The sequence below is a fragment of the Mesobacillus jeotgali genome, from assembly GCF_900166585.1.
Classification (GTDB): Bacteria; Bacillota; Bacilli; order Bacillales; family Cytobacillaceae; genus Mesobacillus; species Mesobacillus jeotgali_A.
This window is the reverse complement of the sequence record NZ_FVZC01000009.1, coordinates 582,462-600,986: the sequence shown is the minus strand read 5'-3', so window position 1 is coordinate 600,986 and position 18,525 is coordinate 582,462. Positions and strand designations below refer to the sequence as shown.

General features: G+C 43.9%; 17 protein-coding genes. 1 reads left to right on the top strand and 16 read right to left on the bottom strand.

The annotated features are described in order from the left end of the window. Positions 1-17 precede the first annotated feature (17 nt). The 11 genes from smc to B5X77_RS12915 all read right to left on the bottom strand — a co-directional run bounded on the left by smc (position 18) and on the right by B5X77_RS12915 (position 13,384). Complete coding sequence (gene smc, locus B5X77_RS12965; protein ID WP_079508401.1) at positions 18-3,584, bottom strand: chromosome segregation protein SMC; 3,567 nt, start codon at positions 3,582-3,584, stop codon at positions 18-20. 198 nt (positions 3,585-3,782) lie between these two features. Further along, on the bottom strand, positions 3,783-4,547 hold the full coding sequence (rnc, locus tag B5X77_RS12960) for a ribonuclease III (protein WP_079508400.1): 765 nt from the start codon (positions 4,545-4,547) through the stop codon (positions 3,783-3,785). A 323-nt stretch (positions 4,548-4,870) separates the two neighbouring features. Continuing rightward, positions 4,871-5,104 (bottom strand): acyl carrier protein, encoded by a 234-nt coding sequence (locus B5X77_RS12955; RefSeq protein ID WP_079508399.1) that lies wholly within the window; start codon positions 5,102-5,104, stop codon positions 4,871-4,873. Positions 5,105-5,212: 108 nt separating this feature from the next. Continuing rightward, on the bottom strand, positions 5,213-5,956 hold the full coding sequence (gene fabG / locus B5X77_RS12950; protein ID WP_079508398.1) for a 3-oxoacyl-[acyl-carrier-protein] reductase: 744 nt from the start codon (positions 5,954-5,956) through the stop codon (positions 5,213-5,215). Then, positions 5,953-6,900 carry an ACP S-malonyltransferase gene (fabD, locus tag B5X77_RS12945; protein ID WP_079508397.1) on the bottom strand — a complete coding sequence of 316 codons (948 nt, stop codon included), beginning with the start codon at positions 6,898-6,900 and terminating at the stop codon, positions 5,953-5,955. Before fabD ends, fabG begins: the two co-directional genes overlap by 4 nt. A 34-nt stretch (positions 6,901-6,934) precedes the next feature. Beyond that, the gene (gene plsX, locus B5X77_RS12940) at positions 6,935-7,933 is read right to left on the bottom strand and encodes a phosphate acyltransferase PlsX (RefSeq protein WP_079508396.1); all 999 of its coding nucleotides are present in this window, start codon (positions 7,931-7,933) and stop codon (positions 6,935-6,937) included. A gap of 13 nt (positions 7,934-7,946) precedes the next feature. Then, positions 7,947-8,516 (bottom strand): transcription factor FapR, encoded by a 570-nt coding sequence (gene fapR, locus B5X77_RS12935; protein WP_079508395.1) that lies wholly within the window; start codon positions 8,514-8,516, stop codon positions 7,947-7,949. Positions 8,517-8,830: 314 nt separating this feature from the next. Beyond that, positions 8,831-10,864, bottom strand: a complete 2,034-nt coding sequence (gene recG / locus B5X77_RS12930) for an ATP-dependent DNA helicase RecG (protein WP_373887811.1) — start codon at positions 10,862-10,864, stop codon at positions 8,831-8,833. 7 nt (positions 10,865-10,871) lie between these two features. Next, on the bottom strand, positions 10,872-11,135 hold the full coding sequence (locus B5X77_RS12925) for a hypothetical protein (protein WP_139378353.1): 264 nt from the start codon (positions 11,133-11,135) through the stop codon (positions 10,872-10,874). Positions 11,136-11,338: 203 nt separating this feature from the next. After that, positions 11,339-13,006 carry a DAK2 domain-containing protein gene (locus B5X77_RS12920; protein WP_079508393.1) on the bottom strand — a complete coding sequence of 556 codons (1,668 nt, stop codon included), beginning with the start codon at positions 13,004-13,006 and terminating at the stop codon, positions 11,339-11,341. Positions 13,007-13,021: 15 nt separating this feature from the next. Then, the gene (locus B5X77_RS12915) at positions 13,022-13,384 is read right to left on the bottom strand and encodes an Asp23/Gls24 family envelope stress response protein (protein ID WP_041965977.1); all 363 of its coding nucleotides are present in this window, start codon (positions 13,382-13,384) and stop codon (positions 13,022-13,024) included. 294 nt (positions 13,385-13,678) lie between these two features. On the opposite strand from B5X77_RS12915, the gene rpmB reads away from it, so the two are divergent. Next, positions 13,679-13,867, top strand: coding sequence for a 50S ribosomal protein L28 (rpmB, locus tag B5X77_RS12910; RefSeq protein WP_023614934.1), 189 nt, complete (start codon positions 13,679-13,681; stop codon positions 13,865-13,867). A gap of 211 nt (positions 13,868-14,078) precedes the next feature. Here rpmB and spoVM read toward each other — a convergent pair whose 3' ends face one another. From spoVM to pknB, 5 genes are all read right to left on the bottom strand, one after another. Next, the gene (spoVM, locus tag B5X77_RS12905; RefSeq protein WP_023614935.1) at positions 14,079-14,159 is read right to left on the bottom strand and encodes a stage V sporulation protein SpoVM; all 81 of its coding nucleotides are present in this window, start codon (positions 14,157-14,159) and stop codon (positions 14,079-14,081) included. A 139-nt stretch (positions 14,160-14,298) separates the two neighbouring features. Further along, positions 14,299-14,946, bottom strand: a complete 648-nt coding sequence (locus tag B5X77_RS12900) for a thiamine diphosphokinase (RefSeq protein ID WP_079508392.1) — start codon at positions 14,944-14,946, stop codon at positions 14,299-14,301. A gap of 78 nt (positions 14,947-15,024) precedes the next feature. Further along, entirely contained in the window at positions 15,025-15,669 is a 645-nt protein-coding gene (gene rpe, locus B5X77_RS12895; RefSeq protein WP_079508391.1) for a ribulose-phosphate 3-epimerase, read from the bottom strand. 1 nt (position 15,670) lies between these two features. Beyond that, positions 15,671-16,552: a ribosome small subunit-dependent GTPase A gene (gene rsgA / locus B5X77_RS12890; RefSeq protein WP_079508390.1), complete on the bottom strand. Its 882-nt coding sequence runs from the start codon at positions 16,550-16,552 to the stop codon at positions 15,671-15,673. Between the two features lie 18 nt (positions 16,553-16,570). Further along, the gene (pknB, locus tag B5X77_RS12885) at positions 16,571-18,523 is read right to left on the bottom strand and encodes a Stk1 family PASTA domain-containing Ser/Thr kinase (RefSeq protein ID WP_079508389.1); all 1,953 of its coding nucleotides are present in this window, start codon (positions 18,521-18,523) and stop codon (positions 16,571-16,573) included. Positions 18,524-18,525 lie beyond the last annotated feature (2 nt).

Below are 18,525 nucleotides of genomic sequence, written 5' to 3'. Positions count from 1 at the left end.
GTCCATCGCCTCTCTCATTACATTTTGACAAGTTCTTTTGAATCCTCCAGCCTGACGGATACAAGCTTGGAGACACCTGATTCCTGCATGGTGACACCATAAAGGACATCCGCTTCCTCCATTGTACCCTTACGGTGGGTGATGACAATAAATTGCGTTTCATCACGGTATTTTTTCAAGTATTGGGCGAAACGGTATACATTGGCTTCATCCAATGCGGCTTCCACCTCATCCAGGATACAGAATGGAACGGGACGGACCTTAAGAATCGAGAATAACAGTGCAATCGCAGTCAATGCCCGCTCACCGCCAGACAAAAGCCCAAGATTCTGGAGCTTCTTCCCGGGCGGCTGTGCGACAATTTCCACACCTGTGTTTAAAAGATCATCAGGCTGTGTCAATTTCAGATCTGCTCTTCCGCCGCCAAACAAGGCCTGGAAAACAGACTCAAAGTGTGATCGGATGCCAGTAAAGGTCTGCTCAAAACGTTTCTTCATTTCCTGGTCCATTTCCTCAATAACAAGGAACAATGTGTCTTTTGCTTCCTGCAGATCGTTCTTTTGCTCGAGCAGGAATTCATAACGCTCAGATACCCGCTCGTATTCTTCAATTGCTCCAATGTTGACTGTGCCGAGCTCTTCAATCGCCATTTTGATAAGCTTCACTTTTCTTCTTGCTTCATCAGCCGGGATTGTCAGCGGATATTGTTCTTTAGCGGCTTCATAGGAAAGCAGGTATTCTTCCCGAAGATGTGCCAGCTTATTGTCCAGTTCTACATCGAGCCTGTTCAATTTCACTTCCTCATCCTTCAGTACTTCATTCATTCCTTTTTGCAGTCTTCTTAGTTCCTTCGACTCTAGTTCCTGATCCTCAAGTTTGTTTTGCAGCTCGAGACGTTCATGTCTTCTTGAGGCAATCAATTTAAGTGTTTCATTTTTATCCTGGAGCTTCTGTTTTGCTGCTTCCTCCAGCTGGGATTCACCAGACGAGCTATCAGTCATCTCTGATGATAGCAAAGAAAGATCTTCTTTCATGAAAGCCAATTTTCCTGATTGCTCTTCTGCCTGAAAGATTGTGGACTCCAGTTTTTCCTTCACATGGGTAAGCTGTTCCTTTTTGGAGGCCAGAATGATTTTCAAATCACTGATTTCAGAAATAAGCGTATCCTTGGAAGTAGAGTTAGAGTTTTTGAGCTCAGTCAATCTTTCTATTTCTTTATCTAATTGGACAAGTGTCTGCTGATGCTTGGCCAATAGCCGATCAAGTTCTGCCAGTCTCGATACCAGCTTTTCCCTGTCGGTATCCATCTGGGTCTTTTCAGAATCGTACACAGACAAACGTTCATTGATATTTTTCTGCTCAAGCTCGACTTCCCTAAGGTCGCCTTTTAGGGTCTGTTGCTTAAAACGAAGCTCTTCCCCTGTTTTCCTCAGTTCTTCCAGCCTCAATTCGCTTGAGTGGATATCCGCCTTCAATGCTTTGACCCTGGATTCTAGCACCCTTGTTTTTTCTTCCATATCGGCTAGCTTGTTGGTTAAATCCTCTAATTCGCCTTTTCTGCTTAAAAGAGAGGAGGATTTTTGCTTTACCGCTCCACCAGTCATCGAACCGCCAGGGTTAACTACATCTCCATCAAGGGTGACGATTCTGCTGCGATATTGCAGCATTTTTGCTATTTCGTTGGCACCCTTCAAATCCTTGGCAATAATAACATTCCCTAACAGGTTTTTGACCACCTCGGCATACTTTTCATCATATTGAATCAAATCCGCAGCAGTGCCGATATAGGCACTGTATCCCGAAAGAAGCGTGGTCTGCGAGCCGGTCAGGTATTTACCCTTTATGATACTGAGGGGGAGGAAAGTCGCCCTGCCAAATGACTTTTGCTTTAGATACTGGATGGCGGCTCGTGCATTCTCTTCAGTCTTGACAACAATATGCTGCATAGCGCCGCCCAGAGCTGTCTCGATTGCCGTTTCGTATTGCTTAGGCACGTTAATCAGCTCGGCAATTGCTCCTTCAACTCCCTGTAGTTTGGAATTCCTGGCTTTCAGCACCTCTTTTACTCCCTGGAAGAAACCAGAGTAATCCTCTTCCATTTCCTCCAGCATTTCCTTCTTTGATTTTGCCTGTTGCAGGAACTGATAAGCTTGATAGAGAGTTTTCTCTTGCTTTTCATAATTACTTCTTAAAGATTCCAGCTTTTTCTGTTCTTCAAAGAATAGCTTTGCCTGTTCTTCCAATTCTTGCTGTGCGGATGCCACCTTATCCTCGATTTCTGCTTTCTTTTCATTTATTTCATCGCGGATCCCTACAAATCTGTCATTGTCATGATCCAGTCTGGATCCTTTGGCTTCCTGCTGCTGCAGCTGCTGCTCGATATAGATTTTTTCATTTTTAGCGCTGGCCTGTTCATTCAGCACCTCGATGTAATCACTTTTGATTGAATCGATTTTAAGCTCGACATCTTCGCTATAGAGCTTTAAATGCTCCTGTTTTTGCTGCAGCTCTTTTTGGAGGGCACCGGCTTCTTCGCTCAATTCGAAAACAGCTTTCTTATACTCGGCCTTCTGTTCCTCCAGTCTGGCAATGGAAGAAGTCAGTTCTTCAATATTCTTTTCAAGCTGGCCTTTATTTTGCGAAGCATTTTTCTTTCGTTCCTTGAGGACTTCTCTCCTGCCTTCCAGCTTCTCGAGCTCCTCACTCGCATGCAGAAGGACATTCTGAAGGTCGCTGACCGATTCATCGAGTGCAGCTAAGTGGTCCCTCATCTTTTCAATTTCCGCTTCTTTCTTCTGCAAAAGGGCAGACTGCTTTATTTCATCTTCTTTATGGTGTTCCAGCTGTTTGGAAAGCTGCTCCCATCGGGCATGCAAATCTTCAATTTCATAGGCTGTCAGCGCTACTTCAATTTGCTCAAGCTCTTCCTTTTGCTGAAGATAATCCTTAGCAATGGAAGCCTGGATTTTTAACGGCTCAACCTGAGCTTCCAGCTCATGGATAATGTCTGTTACACGGTTTAAATTCTCCTGCGTTTCAAAAAGCTTGTTCTCAGCTTTTTTCTTTCGGGATTTATATTTAAGGACACCTGCCGCTTCTTCGAAAATCGTCCTGCGGTCTTCTGGCTTGCTGTTGAGGATTTCCTCAACTCTTCCCTGGCTGATAATAGAGAATGCTTCACGGCCAAGTCCTGAGTCCATGAATAGATCGACAATATCCTTCAATCTGCAGTTCTGTTTATTAATTAAATATTCGCTGTCACCTGAACGGTAGACACGTCTGGTTACACTTACTTCGTTGTAATCAAGCGGCAATGATTGATCTTCGTTATCAAGAGTTAACGTGACTTCTGCAAAATTCAGCGGCTTCCTGGAATCACTGCCGGCAAAGATGATATCTTCCATCTTCGAACCTCGGAGCGACCGGGCAGATTGTTCACCAAGAACCCATCGAATGGAATCTGTGATATTGCTCTTTCCGCTTCCATTGGGTCCCACGACAGCAGTAACACCCGGTACGAATTCCACAGATATTCTCTCGGCAAATGATTTAAAGCCGACTACATCTAATCGTTTTAAAAACAATAGGGCTCTCCCTTTCCTGTTACTTTTTATCTGAGATGTCGTAAGAAAAGCGCCAGCGAATAGGCCATTTCTAAGCCACCACTTCTCGGAGGATACATGGGGAAGCTATCCTGGGAAGAAAGTTGGCCAGGCTCTTATGCTCGACACTTCTCACTTTTTTGTATTAGTTAAGTTGTTAGGATCAATCTATTATGCTATTTAGCTGTCCTGCTCAGGGGCAGCCTCTATATGAGCCTTCAGCTTTTCAAGGGCCATCTGGGCAGCATGCTGCTCTGCTTCTTTCTTGGAGCGGCCAGTTCCTGTTCCTAATTCCTGGCCATTCAGGTAGACTCGTGATTCGAACTCACGGCTGTGCGCAGGTCCAATCTCCTTCATAATCCGGTATTCCAAGGACCCTGCGGCGTCACGCTGTACCAGTTCCTGTAGCTGGCTCTTAAAATCCATCACATGAGAAAAAGCACCGGCATTGATTTTTGGAAATACAATTTCTTCAAGAAATGTAGTGACTGTATCAATTCCTTTATCCAGGTACAATGCACCAATGAATGCCTCAAAAACGTCTGCCAGAAGTGCAGGCCTCGTTCTTCCGCCTGTCATTTCTTCTCCCTTGCCGAGTAAAACCAACTCTCCAAAGACTAACTCATTGGCAAACGCAACGAGTGACGGCTCACAAACTACAGCTGCCCGCAGCTTGGTCAATTCTCCCTCGCTCATCATCGGATATTTTTTAAATAAAAATTGAGATACAGTCAGTTCCAAAACAGCGTCCCCGAGAAACTCAAGTCTCTCATTATCCTCATGGGGTTTCCTGCGATGCTCATTCACATAGGATGAATGTGTAAAAGCTTGTTTTAATAGCTTGTCACTCTCAAAATGAATCCCGATTCTGTCCTGGAATTCTCTGAATTTTTGGTCCTTTGCGCGGATATTCTTCTTTTCTCTTTCTCTTCCATTGTTGCGCATGATTTATTCCACCTTGCTCATAATTTAAAGCTGTTAATTATGAATCGCATTTTTTCAATCCAACCGCAATTCATTACAGACTACTAACAGTTTACAAAAAATAATGTCCATAAAGCAAAAAAACTTGAAGTAATTCCAGCAGATTCCTTCCTTCTTCCGGCTTATTCCGTTATTACTAACTGGAATGTATCTTGGAAAGAGCACGAAGCAATCGAGAAAAACAAATAAAGAACTTTATGTAAAAAGCAATTCAGAAAAGACAAGAGCTTTTTTACAGAAGAAAGCCCCGTTTTTTATAAACGGAGCTTTTCAGTAAATAGAAATTACGCTTGGTTATTTATGTAGTTCACAGCGTCACCAACTGTACCGATTTTTTCAGCGTCATCGTCGGAAATTTCCATGTCGAATTCGTCTTCCAGTTCCATAACTAATTCAACAACATCAAGGGAATCAGCACCAAGATCATCTTTAAAAGATGCTTCTAAAGTTACTTGAGACTCATCTACTCCCAAACGGTCAACAATAATTTTTGTTACGCGTTCTAAAACGTCTGCCATGCTCGTTCACCTCCCCTCAAGCCATTATAGATGATTTTATATAATTAATAAATGGCTGCAATAATTTTTATTTTCATGATCCTGAAGATGCTCAGCAATGCTGAACGTTTACATGACCATGCCGCCATCCACATGGAGGGTTTGCCCTGTCATATAGGCACCGTCTTCAGATGCAAGGAAAATAACAGTCCGGGCAATATCCTTTGGCCCCCCAAAACGTGCCAATGGAATCTGCTTCAGCATTTCCGCCTTGACGTCTTCATTGAGCTTATCTGTCATGTCTGTCGTGATGAATCCTGGTGCAATGGCATTCACCGTGATTCCTCTTGAGGAAAGTTCCTTCGCTGTTGTTTTCGTCAGTCCAATCACTCCTGATTTTGCCGCGACATAGTTAGCTTGACCAGGGTTTCCACTGACACCCACAATCGAAGAAATGTTAATGATCCGGCCATTTCTCTGCTTCATCATTTGTCTCGTGACAGCTTTTGTACAAAGGAAAACACCCTTCAAATTGATGTTAATGACATCATCCCACTCGGACTCTTTCATTCTCATCAAAAGGTTATCTTTTGTTATACCCGCATTATTCACAAGTATGTCAAGCTTTCCGAAGCGTTCAACCGTTTCCTTGACCATATCAGTGACTGAGTCGGAGCTGGAAACATCTGCCTGAATCGCAAAAGCATCCCGGCCCATAGCTTTGATCTCATCCACCACTTCAAGTGCTTTTGCTTCGCTGCCCGCATAGTTGACAGCAACTGAAGCACCTTCCCTGGCAAGTTCCAATGCGATTTCCCTTCCGATTCCACGTGAAGCCCCTGTTACGAGTGCTGTTTTACCTTCTAGTCTCATTCCTCTTCCTCCTTCAATGCGGCAACGGCCGCTGCACAAGTTTCTGCGTCATAGATTGCGAATGTCCTTGCAGAGCGGTTCACTTTCTTAACGAGACCTGACAACACCTTTCCAGGACCAATTTCTACGAAAGTATCGACACCAAGTTCAAGCATTTTCGTTACGGAGTCTTCCCATAATACAGGAGAGTAAAGCTGCTCTATCAGTCTCTTTTTGATCTCCGCTGCTTCAGTAATTGGTTCAGCAGTCACGTTGCCGATCACTGGGATCGATGCATCCTTGAGAGTAACAGTATCCAATACTGACTCAAATCTCTCTGCTGCCGGCTTCATTAACGAAGAATGAAATGGCCCGCTTACATCCAAAGGAATCACTCTTTTCGCTCCAGCTTCCTTTGCTTGTGCAGAAGCTTCTTCCACTCCTTTTCTGGAACCAGAGATGACAATTTGCCCGGGGCAATTCAAGTTAGCAAGCTGAACAGCACTTCCGCCGGCAGATACCGTCTCGGTCACATCCTGAAGTTTTTCTCGATCCATCCCAAGAACAGCTGCCATCGTGCCTTCGCCATTCGGCACTGCTTCTTCCATGAGTTCTCCACGTTTACGGACAGCATACACAGCATCCTCAAAAGAAATCGCATCAGATGCTACCAGTGCTGAATATTCTCCCAGGCTGTGGCCGGCGGTGAAATCAGGTTTAATACCGAACCGGCTGAAATATCTGAGGATGGCAATGCTGGTCGTCAGCAGTGCAGGCTGCGCATTAGTTGTAAGTGTCAGTTTGTCCTGGGGGCCTTCAAAAATCAATTTGCTCAAAGACTCCCCAAGGACTTCATCCGCTTTTTTAAAAGTTTCCGAGACTGTTTGCTCTGATTGAGCCAGTGCCTGTCCCATGCCAACTGTCTGTGACCCCTGCCCTGGAAACAAAAACGCGATTTTTCCCATGAAAGATTCCCCTTTTACGTATTATTTTATGATTCTATTGAATGACGTCTTCTTGTCTCTCTACTGCCGTCCTGATGGTGCCAGATACATCCTTTTCAACCATTTCTCTAGCCTGTCGGATTGAGTTGAATACTGCATTCGCATCCGATGATCCGTGTGCCTTTATGACCGGGGCCTTTAAACCAAACAAACCTGCACCACCATACTCCGTATAATCCATTTTATTTTTCAACTGAGCAAGATCAGGCTTCAGAACAGCTGCAGCCATCTTGCTCTTCAAGCTGGAAGTCAGAGCGGTTTTCAGCATCTTAAATACTGACATGGCGGTTCCTTCAATTGTCTTCAGCACCATATTGCCGGTGAATCCGTCAGCCACGACAACATCTGCCACACCATCCAGTAAATCCCTCGATTCTACATTTCCGATAAAGTTGATGTCAGCCTCTTTCAGTAATTCGAAGGTACTCCTGACTAACTCATTCCCCTTCTTCTCTTCTGTACCGATATTAAGCAAACCAACCCGCGGTCTTTCTATCCCTCTTGCCTTCTCACTGTAGATGGATCCCATAATCGCATATTGAACGAGATGCTCCGGCTTAGCATCAGCATTAGCACCTACATCAAGCAGCAAGAAACCCTCTCCGCCAATGGTAGGAAGTGTTGGCGCAAGAGCTGGCCTTTCAATTCCATTGATCCGGCCAACTACGAACAATCCCGCTGCCATGAGAGCCCCTGTGTTTCCGGCAGAAATACATGCATCGGCATTCCCGTCTGCTACTTGCTGTGCCGCAAGAACCATTGATGCGGTTTTTTTCCGGCGAACAGCCCTGACTGGTTCATCTGTACCTAGGATGACCTCTTCCGTATGAAGGATTTCTATTCTTTCTTCATTCGTCAAATGCTCCCTGATTTTTTTTTCATCACCCACAAGAAGAATATGTATGTCTTTGAAATTATCTACTGCTTTCATTGCTCCGAGGACAATCTCTTTTGGTGCATTGTCTCCGCCCATAGCATCTACTGCAAGCCTCATCGCTTTTCATCCCTTACTTATCATTATTTGATCTGTACATTTCAAACTCACCTTTGAAGACAAGCTCATTGTTCACATAACTCATTACTTCTACTATTGTCCGGCCATTTTCATTATCTATGTTCGTGACCCTTGCTTTGGCGATGACCCGTTCACCTTCTTTTACGGATCTTGTAAACTGGATATTTGATTTTGCTGTCAGCGCCAGCTCATCGTTAATCACAGCCACCGCCAAAGAATTCGCCTGAGCAAACAAGTGGTGCCCTCTGGCAATTTTATTCCTTTTAAAAACATGTTCCCTTTTTATATCAAGTATTGATATTGCACTTTGGTCAAGCTCAATATCAATGATTTCTCCAATAACCTCTTCCAGCGGCAATGAACGGACTTCGTCTTCAAAACGTTTTTCAGCAACGTTCTTGATTCGCTCCCTTAGTTCAGGAATCGACAATTCGAGTCTGTCCAGCCTTATAGTCTGGATGCTGACAGCAAATTTCTCAGCCAGCTCCTCATCTGTTATAAATGGATTTTCTTTTATCGTTTCAGTCAACATTGACTGCCGATCTTTTTTATTGCGTTTCATCTATAAAACACCGCCCGAGCTATTAAGACTAGGTACTAATAGTAGTATATATATAATAAAAAAAGATTGCAAGAAGAAATATATTTATTAAAAAGGCTGACTTTGCAGCTGTCTCACTTTCCGCTGAGTCTCCTCTTTTCTTTGCTCCTGCGGGACTCACCTGACCAGCTGCGCCCGCCGGAGTCTGCGCGCCTTCCATTATAATCAACAGGTTATATAATTCAAAATTCAGCCTTTACAAGTCCATTAAAAAAGGAAGCAGATCACTGCCTCCCGCTCTATCATTCTACTAAATATAAATAGATTGGATGTAATCAATCCAATTTTTCATTCGCAAGGGCTCCAGACTCCGCCAGATACTCCCGCAATGAACGATATTTTTCACTTTGCCAAAAAGCTTCTGACTTGACCAGCAATGATGCATCATTCCTGGCAGTTTCAAGTGCACGATAATCATGGACCATGTCTGCTACTTTGAATTCAGGCAGCCCGCTTTGCTTTTTGCCGAAGAAATCGCCAGGTCCTCGCAGCTCTAAATCCTTTTCACTAAGAACAAAGCCATCATTCGTCTCAGACATGATTTTCATGCGCTCTTTTCCAACTTCACTTTTGGGGTCGGCGAGCAAAATGCAATAAGATTGGTCACTGCCGCGTCCAACCCGGCCTCTTAGCTGGTGAAGCTGCGCCAGTCCAAATCTTTCTGCATCATAAATCACCATTACTGTAGCATTCGGAACATTCACACCTACTTCAACGACAGTAGTAGATACAAGCACCTGGACTTCATTTTCACTGAATGCCTTCATGACCTGGTCTTTATCTTCTGAATGGAGCCGTCCATGCATTAAGCCTACAAGATAACGTTCCTTAAAATAGAAACTCAACGTGCTGTGAACATCAATCGCATTCTGGACATCCAATTTATCCGACTCCTCGATCAATGGACAGATCACATACGCTTGTCTTCCTTTTGCCAGTTCTTTTTCCATGAACGAGAGTACCCGCTCAAGCATTTCATGTTTGGCCCAATAAGTTTCAATTATCTTACGGCCAGCCGGCATTTCATCGATCACTGAGACATCCATTTCACCAAAAACGGTGATCGCCAATGTCCTCGGAATTGGTGTCGCGGTCATGAACAGGACATCGGGATTTTCGCCTTTCTCCCTCAGGACCCGCCTTTGTTCAACCCCAAATCGATGCTGCTCATCTGTGATGACGAGACCGAGTTTTTGAAAATCCACTTCATCCTGAATCAAGGCGTGCGTACCAATTAATACATCTATATCACCCTGTTTCAATTGTTCCAGAATCTCTCTTCTGCGTTTCCCCTTTACCGAACTTGTCAGCAGGGCTGTTTTCACTCCAAATGGTTCTAACAATTGTGTCAGGGACTGTGAGTGCTGTTCAGCCAAAATTTCTGTTGGGACCATTAACGCACCTTGATAACCAGCTGTCTTGGCGGAATACAGGGCAATTGCAGCTACAACTGTTTTACCTGAACCAACATCACCTTGAAGGAGGCGGTTCATGCGATAAGGAGATTTCATGTCACCAAGGATCTCATTGACTACCCGCTTTTGTGCCCCAGTTAACGGAAATGGCAGGCCGCTGATGAATTTTTTAAGCTTGTCCAATTCATATGAAATAGAAATTCCAGGACTCTGTTCCCGCTCCAGCTTCCTCAATGATTGCATCTTAAGCTGGAATAATAGGAACTCCTCGTAAACAAATCTCCTTCTCGCCTGCTTCATCTCATCGGAACCTGACGGAAAATGCATAATTCTCAGAGCATCCCTGCGGTTCAGTAATTTATATTTCTGAAGAAGCTCCGATGGCAAAATCTCGCCAATTTCGTGTCCGAACTGGGAGAATGCCTGTTTGATCAGTCTTCTGATGGTTTTTACCGTCATCTTCCCTTTCACCGCATATACCGGTTCAAAATCCTGACTTTTTGCATGCTCACCCACTGACATGTGACTGGCTGTGATTGTCTGTCTATGCTGGTCCCATTTACCAGTCACTGTAATTGTTTCACCAACAGCAATTTTTTGCTTTAAATAAGGCTGATTAAAGAATGTGACAATGATTAAGTATCGTCCAACAAGCATCCTGACAGTTAAGCGATTTTTTTTACGGCCATAGTATACAAGTGCCGGCTCACTGTGAACCTTCCCCTCCACCGTGACCTTCTCATCATGTTTTACTTCTGCCAGATCTTTCAGGCGATAATCCTCATAACGATACGGGAAGTATTCCAGCAAATCACCGACAGAGCTGATGTGCATATCCGCCAGAGTTTCCGCCATTTCATTCCCGATACCCTTAACTGCTGTTACTGGTTGCATTAATTGCTCATTCACGTTTATCAAGCGGTATGCCGAAATTCTTGGCCTTCAGCTCCCGGCCAATCGGTGTAGCCGCTTCCCCCCTCACGCTGTTCCTGTATTTCTCATTTACCCTTTTTGCCAGGGTTGATCCTTTTTGGGTAATGCGAGTGTTTTTCTCACTGCAGTCCCCATGCTTTTGCCCTTTTTCCTCATGCAGCACGTCTTCGGGCAATGCATACCCTTTGCTTTTACTGTTTTTCAACTTGCTGCACGTTTTCTGGTAGTGCAAACCTTTTCCTATTACCCTTTTTGCCAATATTGCACGCTTTAGGGTCATGGGTCTGTCATTACATTTAACTTTTCACATAAGATTCTATATATATTAAATCTCTTTATAAACAAAACGAAATAGAAGGGGATTCCCCTTCTATTTCTTAGTATCATATACCAATTTTATTTGTCCAGCAGGAGAGTCTCCCATGCAGGAATAATTTATTCAATTGCAAAAATGAAGGCGTATAATGGCTGTTCTCCATTATGAACCTCGATCTCCACATCGCCATATTTACCTTCTACAAACTCGACGATTGAATCAACATCTTCATCTGATGCGTCTTCACCTTTTAGGATTGTCAGGATTTCAGAGTCTTCATCCAGCATCTGTTCCAGCAGATCCTTCGCTGCTTTAACTTTGTCCTGATCTTTCAGCACGATTTTTCCATCCGCTAGACCCATGAAATCACCTGTTGAGATTTCAAGGCCATCGATGCTTGTGTCACGGACGGCATAGGTCAGCTGGCCGGTCTTCACATGCTGCATTGCTTCGGACATCGCTTCTTTATTTTCGGCAGGATCAGCTGATGGGTTGAATGAAAGCAATGCTGTCATTCCCTGTGGCACAGTTTTAGAAGGAATGACTACCACTTCTTCCTCTGCTACCTCAGCAGCCTGTTCCGCCGCCATTATAATGTTTTTATTGTTAGGAAGGATGATAACCTTTTTCGCATTTACCTCTTTAATCGCCTTGACGATATCCTCAGTACTTGGATTCATCGTCTGGCCGCCTTCAATCACCGCATTGGCACCGATGCTGCGGAAAAGTTCAGCAATTCCGGAACCCATCGAAACAGCGACAATTCCGTATTCCTGCTTTTCTTTCTTGGAGTCATTTGACTTTGTACGCAGTGGTGTAGTCGGTTCACCAACGATATCCGTGTGCTGCTGACGCATATTTTCGATTTTCATATTGATGAGGCTTCCGTATTTTTGTCCATAAGTCAGAACCTGTCCAGGCTGTTCCGAATGGATATGTACCTTTACGACCTCTTCGTCAGATATAACAAGGAGAGAATCACCATACTTACTTAAGTCCTGACGGAAATTTTCCTCAGAAAAATCCTTTCCTTCAAGCTTGACCATGAATTCAGTGCAATAGCCGAATTCGATGTCCTCCGTATTCATGTGACTCTGGATGCTCTTGTGATGCTCGGCGCTTACAAGGTCATTCATGTTCGGCATGGCAGATGGGGAATCAGGCAGCTTTTCGCCCTTCAATTCTGCAAGGAAGCCTTCATAAACGAATACTAGGCCCTGTCCTCCACTGTCGACGACTCCTACTTCCTTTAGGACTGGGAGCAGGTCAGGGGTACGGTTCAATGACGCTTTTGCTTCTTTCAGCACTTCTTCCATTAGGCCAATAAGACTTTGATGGTTGTTGGCAACGGCCACTGCGTGCCTGGCAGCATCCTTGGCAACCGTCAATATCGTGCCTTCTACAGGTTTCATAACCGCTTTATATGCTGTTTCGACACCTGCATTCAAAGCAGCGGCAAACTCTATAGAATTCACAGTCGGCTTACTTTCGATTGATTTTGCAAAGCCGCGGAACAATTGGGAAAGGATGACTCCAGAGTTTCCTCTTGCTCCCATCAGCAGGCCTTTCGCCAGGGCAGAACCAACCTTTCCGATATGTTCCTGCACATTGTTTTTTACTTCCTTGGCACCGGAAGTCATGGATAAATTCATATTCGTTCCTGTATCACCATCAGGAACAGGGAAGACGTTCAACGCGTCGACATACTTTGCATTCGCCGCCAAATGATTGGCACCCTGAATCACCATCTCCGCAAAACGTTTTCCGTCTAGAACATTAATAGACACAAATCTTTCCTCCTCTTACGGGTTCGTTACACGAACTCCCTGAACGTAAATATTGACCGAGTCAACAGCCAGCCCGACCGTTTTATCAAGGGTGTACTTTACCTTTGACTGGACATTGTGGGCAACTTCGGAAATTTTCGTCCCATAGCTCACAATAATATACATATCAATATGTACTTCCTCATTTTCCTGGCGAACGATTACTCCGCGAGTGAAATTCTCCCTGCGCAGGATATCTGTCAATCCGTCCTTGATCTGGTTCTTTGAAGCCATCCCGACAATACCATAACAATCAACTGCTGCACCGCCTGCAATTGTTGCAATGACATCATTTGATATATCAATTTGTCCGTACTTCGTTTTTAGCTCGATGGACATGATTCGTTCCCCCTTTGGAAAAATAGCATTATGCTACAGTTATTTTACTATAAGCCAATCAATTTTTAAAGTTATTCTGCACTTCCCTATATTATTCAGCAAGAATCTTAACTATATGTCAAGGTTTTTTTCTTTATAGCTTTTGCCAGAAGTATTGCAAATGGGAAATTTCTATGATAAATTATTAAAGTATGTCAGAGAAAAGGTTATCCTGTTTAATTCGCCGTTCTGACGATATGCAAATAATTGCAGCAAAAAATAGTATCAGCTTTTGTCAGTTAGGAGGGAAATCATATGCCACGTAAATGTGTAGTAACTGGTAAATCAACTCGTTCTGGTAACGCACGCTCTCACGCAATGAACGCTAACAAGCGTACATGGGGTGCTAACCTTCAAAAAGTTCGTATTCTTGTAGACGGTAAGCCTAAGCGTGTTTGGGTATCTGCAAGAGCTCTAAGATCAGGTAAAGTTGAACGTGTTTAATTAAAAAGCCGCAGATCTTCTGCCTGGCTCCAGCAGCCGGCAGGAAGCTGCACGGCATCCACCGGGGTGCCTTTTTTATTTGCCTGATTTTTGTCGCATTGCCACTCCGTTACTCCTCATTCTTCCCAATTGAGATCAAAATAATAGCACCCTGTTTCAAGGGTGCCCAAACCGAATATTTCATTCTTTATTATCTTTCAGCTAAGCGGTCTCAATCCTTTTTAAATGCACCTAACATCGCCCGTACGAGGCCCCCTAAAAATTTAGGAAGTTTGATTGTATAGAATCTCATACCGTCCCTCCTCACCATCTCTCGCCAAACCAGTCTTCTTTCTGCATCCCTATAGTATATTCAAGGGTATTCAAAATTTGCTCCTTCCAGGGGAAGAATTCATCTCCTCGAAAAGAACCCTGAGCTAAGTGAAGACATTTTAATCCCTGCTTCTTACAACTAATAATATGCCTTCAGAAAATGAAAAAGTACCATGACCTCTAATAAGTTCATTACTAATACATAGTGTCGACCCTATGGGAATATGACAATCATTTAAAGGGTATTTAAAATTTTCGAGCGACAGTCCGGAGACAGCCGGCGTGATTGGAAGGAATGAAATATATTTAAATTCGTCATTCGGTTCAGCAGTATAGCTTCCTGGTTTTTTTACATATAAAATGTTCTGGGTATCAATGATTTCTATGTGGACAGCAGAATTCTCCTGAAGGGGTTTGACCAGCAGCTGAATATTGGCCGTTAAATGATCCAGACGCCCGCCTGTTGCACCAAAGATGGCAATCGATGCTGGATTTTGGCAAAGAGCCCAGTTTAGAGCCAGCTCCATATCCGTCTCGTCTTTTTCAGGCCTGAATTTTTTAAGATCAGCAACCGCTTTTTCAATTTGTACCATCTCTTCATGTGAAACGGAATCAAAGTCGCCAAATGCCGCTGCCGGCTTGACTCCTGATTCCAATAAGTAGAATACGCCCCTATCAATCCCAACCCAGACTACTTCATTTCCATCGTGTAAATGAAATTCGGGAATCAAGTTACGCGGTCCACCCGCTACCAAGTTTATTTTCATCAAGATGATCTCCTTTAGTTCTGGACATTTCCTTTTCATTCTATTGAATAAAGCCAGCCTTTGACGGCTGGCTTTTATTTATGGTCTCAAGCTGGCAATTGCAGCTCCTCTGTCTTCTTTATTGAAAACAGCCGATCCTGCCACTAAAACATTCGCTCCTGCTTCTATAACAAGCTTAGCGGTTTCCTCGTTCACTCCGCCGTCAACCTCGATTTCCAAATGTGGATTCAGTGCCTCAGCCAGTTCTTTGACCTGCCTGATTTTCGGAATAACTGAAGAAATGAACTTTTGGCCGCCAAATCCAGGATTAACGGACATAAGCAGAACCATATCCACATCCTCGATGATGTGCTTCAGACTATCTACTGGAGTTGCAGGATTTAATACAACACCCGCCTTGGCACCAGTAGATTTTATTAACTGAATAGTCCTGTGCAGATGCCTGCACGCTTCTACATGCACTGTGATATAGTCTGCACCCGCCTTAGCAAATGCTTCGATATATTGGTCAGGATTTTCAATCATTAAGTGCACATCAAGCGGAAGCTTGGTAACCGGCCTGATTGCCTCAACTATCAGAGGCCCGATTGTGATATTTGGCACGAAATGTCCATCCATTACATCTACATGAATATAGTCTGCCCCGCCGCGCTCGACGTCCTTTATTTCTTCACCCAGACGGGCAAAGTCGGCTGATAAGATTGAAGGTGCGATCTTTACCATGTCAATACCTCGGCTTTCTATCTTTGATTTCTAACAAAAAGTCTTTATAATGCTCATATCTGTACAAAGGCAATTCACCTGAGTCGACTGCTGCTTTTACTGCACATTTAGGCTCGGCCATATGAAGGCAGCCGCGGAACTTACAATCGTCGCTGATTTTAGAGATTTCAGGAAAGCAAGAATTAAGTTCCTCGGCCTCAATTTCGGTGAACTCAAGGGAACTGAAACCCGGTGTATCAGCTACAAGCCCATTGTTAATGGAGATTAATTCCACATGTCTTGTTGTATGCTTTCCACGTCCCAGGTGGGAGGATATATCATCAGTTTTCAGTTCCAGATCAGGTCTGATGGCATTGAGCAGAGACGACTTTCCGACTCCAGACTGTCCTGCAAAAACAGATATCTTGCCTTCGATGTGAGGGCTTAGCTTCTCCAGCCCCTCTGAAGTTTCCGAAGAGGTAAAAATGACCTCATATCCCGCATTTCGATAATCTTCTGCAAATGCCTCAAGTCTCGACTTCTGCTGGTTATTTGTCAAATCCATCTTTGTAATGCAAATGATGGGCTCGATATGGTTATACTCAACAAGGACAAGGAACCGATCAAGCAGTGCCGTACTGAAATCAGGCTCTACTGCCGAAAAAACAAGTATCGCCTGGTCCACATTTGCAATAGGAGGACGGACAAGCTCATTTTTCCGTTCTTTGACTTCGAGGATATAGCCTTCTGTGTCATTTTCAGCTTGATAAACGACCTCATCGCCTACTAGCGGTGTAATCTTATTCTTGCGAAAAACCCCGCGTCCACGGCATTGCACTATCCCATCTTCATTCGCAACATAATAAAAACCGCTCAGCGCCTTGATAATTTTGCCCTCAGGCATAGCAACACTCCCTGTCTGTTAGTCTTTTGGATACTCAACGCTGCCACTATCAAAGATTTCTCCATCGCGTATGATTCGATAATCACCCTTTTTGCCAGGCGCGATTAGAAAATCAAGACTAATAACTGTGTCCTCTGTGATTTCAATCGTATCTATTGGAGTTTCATCTGTATGGTTTACGTCATTCATGTAAATCTTGATTTCCTGTGGAACGCCTTCTTCTTTAGGCTGATATGGTACAGTAATTTCAAGTGTCTTTTCTTTCGGAACAGGTTCCGGTCCTTTTGAAATGACGACACTTACCTTACTTCCTGGCTGCAATTGAGTTCCTGCTTCAGGTTTTTGTGAAATAACCAATCCGACGGGTACGGTATCATGAAACTCCTCCGTACTTTCAATAACAAGCCCAGTGGTGTCAGCATAAAGATCGAGATTTCTCTGGTTATATTCTTTTAAATCACCTAGAGTTACCAATTCCGGCCCCATGCTGATCTTGAATTCCAAAATTGTGTCCTCTGGAACGACAGATTCCCCACCAGGAGGATATTGTTCTAGAATGGTACCAGGCTCGCTATCATCATGCTCTTCGGTTTTTTTGATATCTTTAAAGCCTTTTCCTTCAAGCAGTTTGACGACATCATCGTAGATCCTGTCGGTGTAATCCGATAATTCAAGTTCTTCTTTACCGGTACTGATATACAAATCGATTTCATTACCCTCTTTGATCATTTTACCGGCTTTCGGATTTGTTCTTATGACATTACCTTCTTCGATCTCTTCATCGCTAATTTCTTTTTTATCACCAATAATAAAACCAGCTGACATGAGTTCAGCGACAGCTTCTTCTACTTCCATTCCGCTGACATCGGGCACTTCCTTATCCTTTGGCCCAAAAAGATCTGGACCAATCGTCACCATGACAATACCCGCAGTAAGAATGAGCAAAAACAAAACGGTTAGAATAATCGGCCACTTCTTTTTCTTCTTTTTCGCCGGTTTATCCTTTGGTGCCTGCTCCTGCGAACCAGGTGCATCTTTGCGGATGATGGTTTCATCAAGATTATGATAAGGGCGGTCATTCGTTATGATAGGAATTGCCTTGGTTGCTTCATCGTCCTCGGGTATGACAAATTTGTCCTCATTCAAACGCTTGCTGTCAAGTGCCGTCCTTAAATCCTCTTCCATTTCATCGACATTATCATATCGATGGAACGGATCCTTTGCAGTTGCCTTCAGAACAATATTCTCAACGCTTTGGGGAATTTGAGGATTCCATCTTTTTAAAGAAGGCGTCTCTGACTGAAGGTGCTTCAATGCAATCGAAACGGCTGATTCACCTGAAAAAGGAAGCCTGCCTGTGAGCAATTCAAACATGACAATCCCGATTGAATAGATATCAGATTTTTTGTTCGCCATCCCGCCTCTGGCTTGTTCTGGCGATAGGTAATGCACCGAACCGAGAACTGAATTCGTTTGGGTTATGCTTGTTGCACTCAATGCCATCGCAATACCAAAGTCAGTGATTTTGACAGTTCCGCTTGCGTCTATCAAAATATTATGCGGTTTAATGTCACGATGGACAATATGATTATGATGCGCATGTGAGATAGCGGATGTTAGTTGTTTCATGATGTCCAGGGCTTCCTCTACCGGGACTGGCGCATGCTGCTGTATGTATTGCTTTAAAGTCTGGCCATCGACATATTCCATCACTATATAGTATAGCCCGTCCTCTTCCCCGACATCATATATACTGACAATGTTCGGATGTGCAAGACTAGTTGCGGACTGGGCCTCTCTGTGGAACCTGCGGATGAATTCATCGTCATTGGCAAAATCAAGACGAAGCATCTTGACTGCCACATCCCTGTCAAGGATCATGTCATGTGCCAGATAGACATTCGCCATGCCTCCGCCGCCAATCATATCCTTGATTTTATAACGACCGCTGATTCTTTTTCCGATAATCATAT

Excerpts from the sequence above, each read along its gene's own strand:
- B5X77_RS12955 (WP_079508399.1), bottom strand. The coding sequence starts at position 5,104 with ATGGCAGACGTTTTAGAACGCGTAACAAAAATTATTGTTGACCGTTTG.
- fabG (WP_079508398.1), bottom strand. The coding sequence starts at position 5,956 with ATGAGACTAGAAGGTAAAACAGCACTCGTAACAGGGGCTTCACGTGGA.
- plsX (WP_079508396.1), bottom strand. The coding sequence starts at position 7,933 with ATGAGGCTTGCAGTAGATGCTATGGGCGGAGACAATGCACCAAAAGAG.
- pknB (WP_079508389.1), bottom strand. The coding sequence starts at position 18,523 with ATGATTATCGGAAAAAGAATCAGCGGTCGTTATAAAATCAAGGATATG.
- fapR (WP_079508395.1), bottom strand. The coding sequence starts at position 8,516 with ATGAAACGCAATAAAAAAGATCGGCAGTCAATGTTGACTGAAACGATA.
- rpe (WP_079508391.1), bottom strand. The coding sequence starts at position 15,669 with ATGGTAAAGATCGCACCTTCAATCTTATCAGCCGACTTTGCCCGTCTG.
- B5X77_RS12900 (WP_079508392.1), bottom strand. The coding sequence starts at position 14,946 with ATGAAAATAAACTTGGTAGCGGGTGGACCGCGTAACTTGATTCCCGAA.
- recG (WP_373887811.1), bottom strand. The coding sequence starts at position 10,864 with ATGCAACCAGTAACAGCAGTTAAGGGTATCGGGAATGAAATGGCGGAA.
- B5X77_RS12915 (WP_041965977.1), bottom strand. The coding sequence starts at position 13,384 with ATGTCCATCGAGCTAAAAACGAAGTACGGACAAATTGATATATCAAAT.
- rpmB (WP_023614934.1), top strand. The coding sequence starts at position 13,679 with ATGCCACGTAAATGTGTAGTAACTGGTAAATCAACTCGTTCTGGTAAC.
- spoVM (WP_023614935.1), bottom strand. The coding sequence starts at position 14,159 with ATGAGATTCTATACAATCAAACTTCCTAAATTTTTAGGGGGCCTCGTA.
- rnc (WP_079508400.1), bottom strand. The coding sequence starts at position 4,547 with ATGCGCAACAATGGAAGAGAAAGAGAAAAGAAGAATATCCGCGCAAAG.
- rsgA (WP_079508390.1), bottom strand. The coding sequence starts at position 16,552 with ATGCCTGAGGGCAAAATTATCAAGGCGCTGAGCGGTTTTTATTATGTT.
- fabD (WP_079508397.1), bottom strand. The coding sequence starts at position 6,900 with ATGGGAAAAATCGCGTTTTTGTTTCCAGGGCAGGGGTCACAGACAGTT.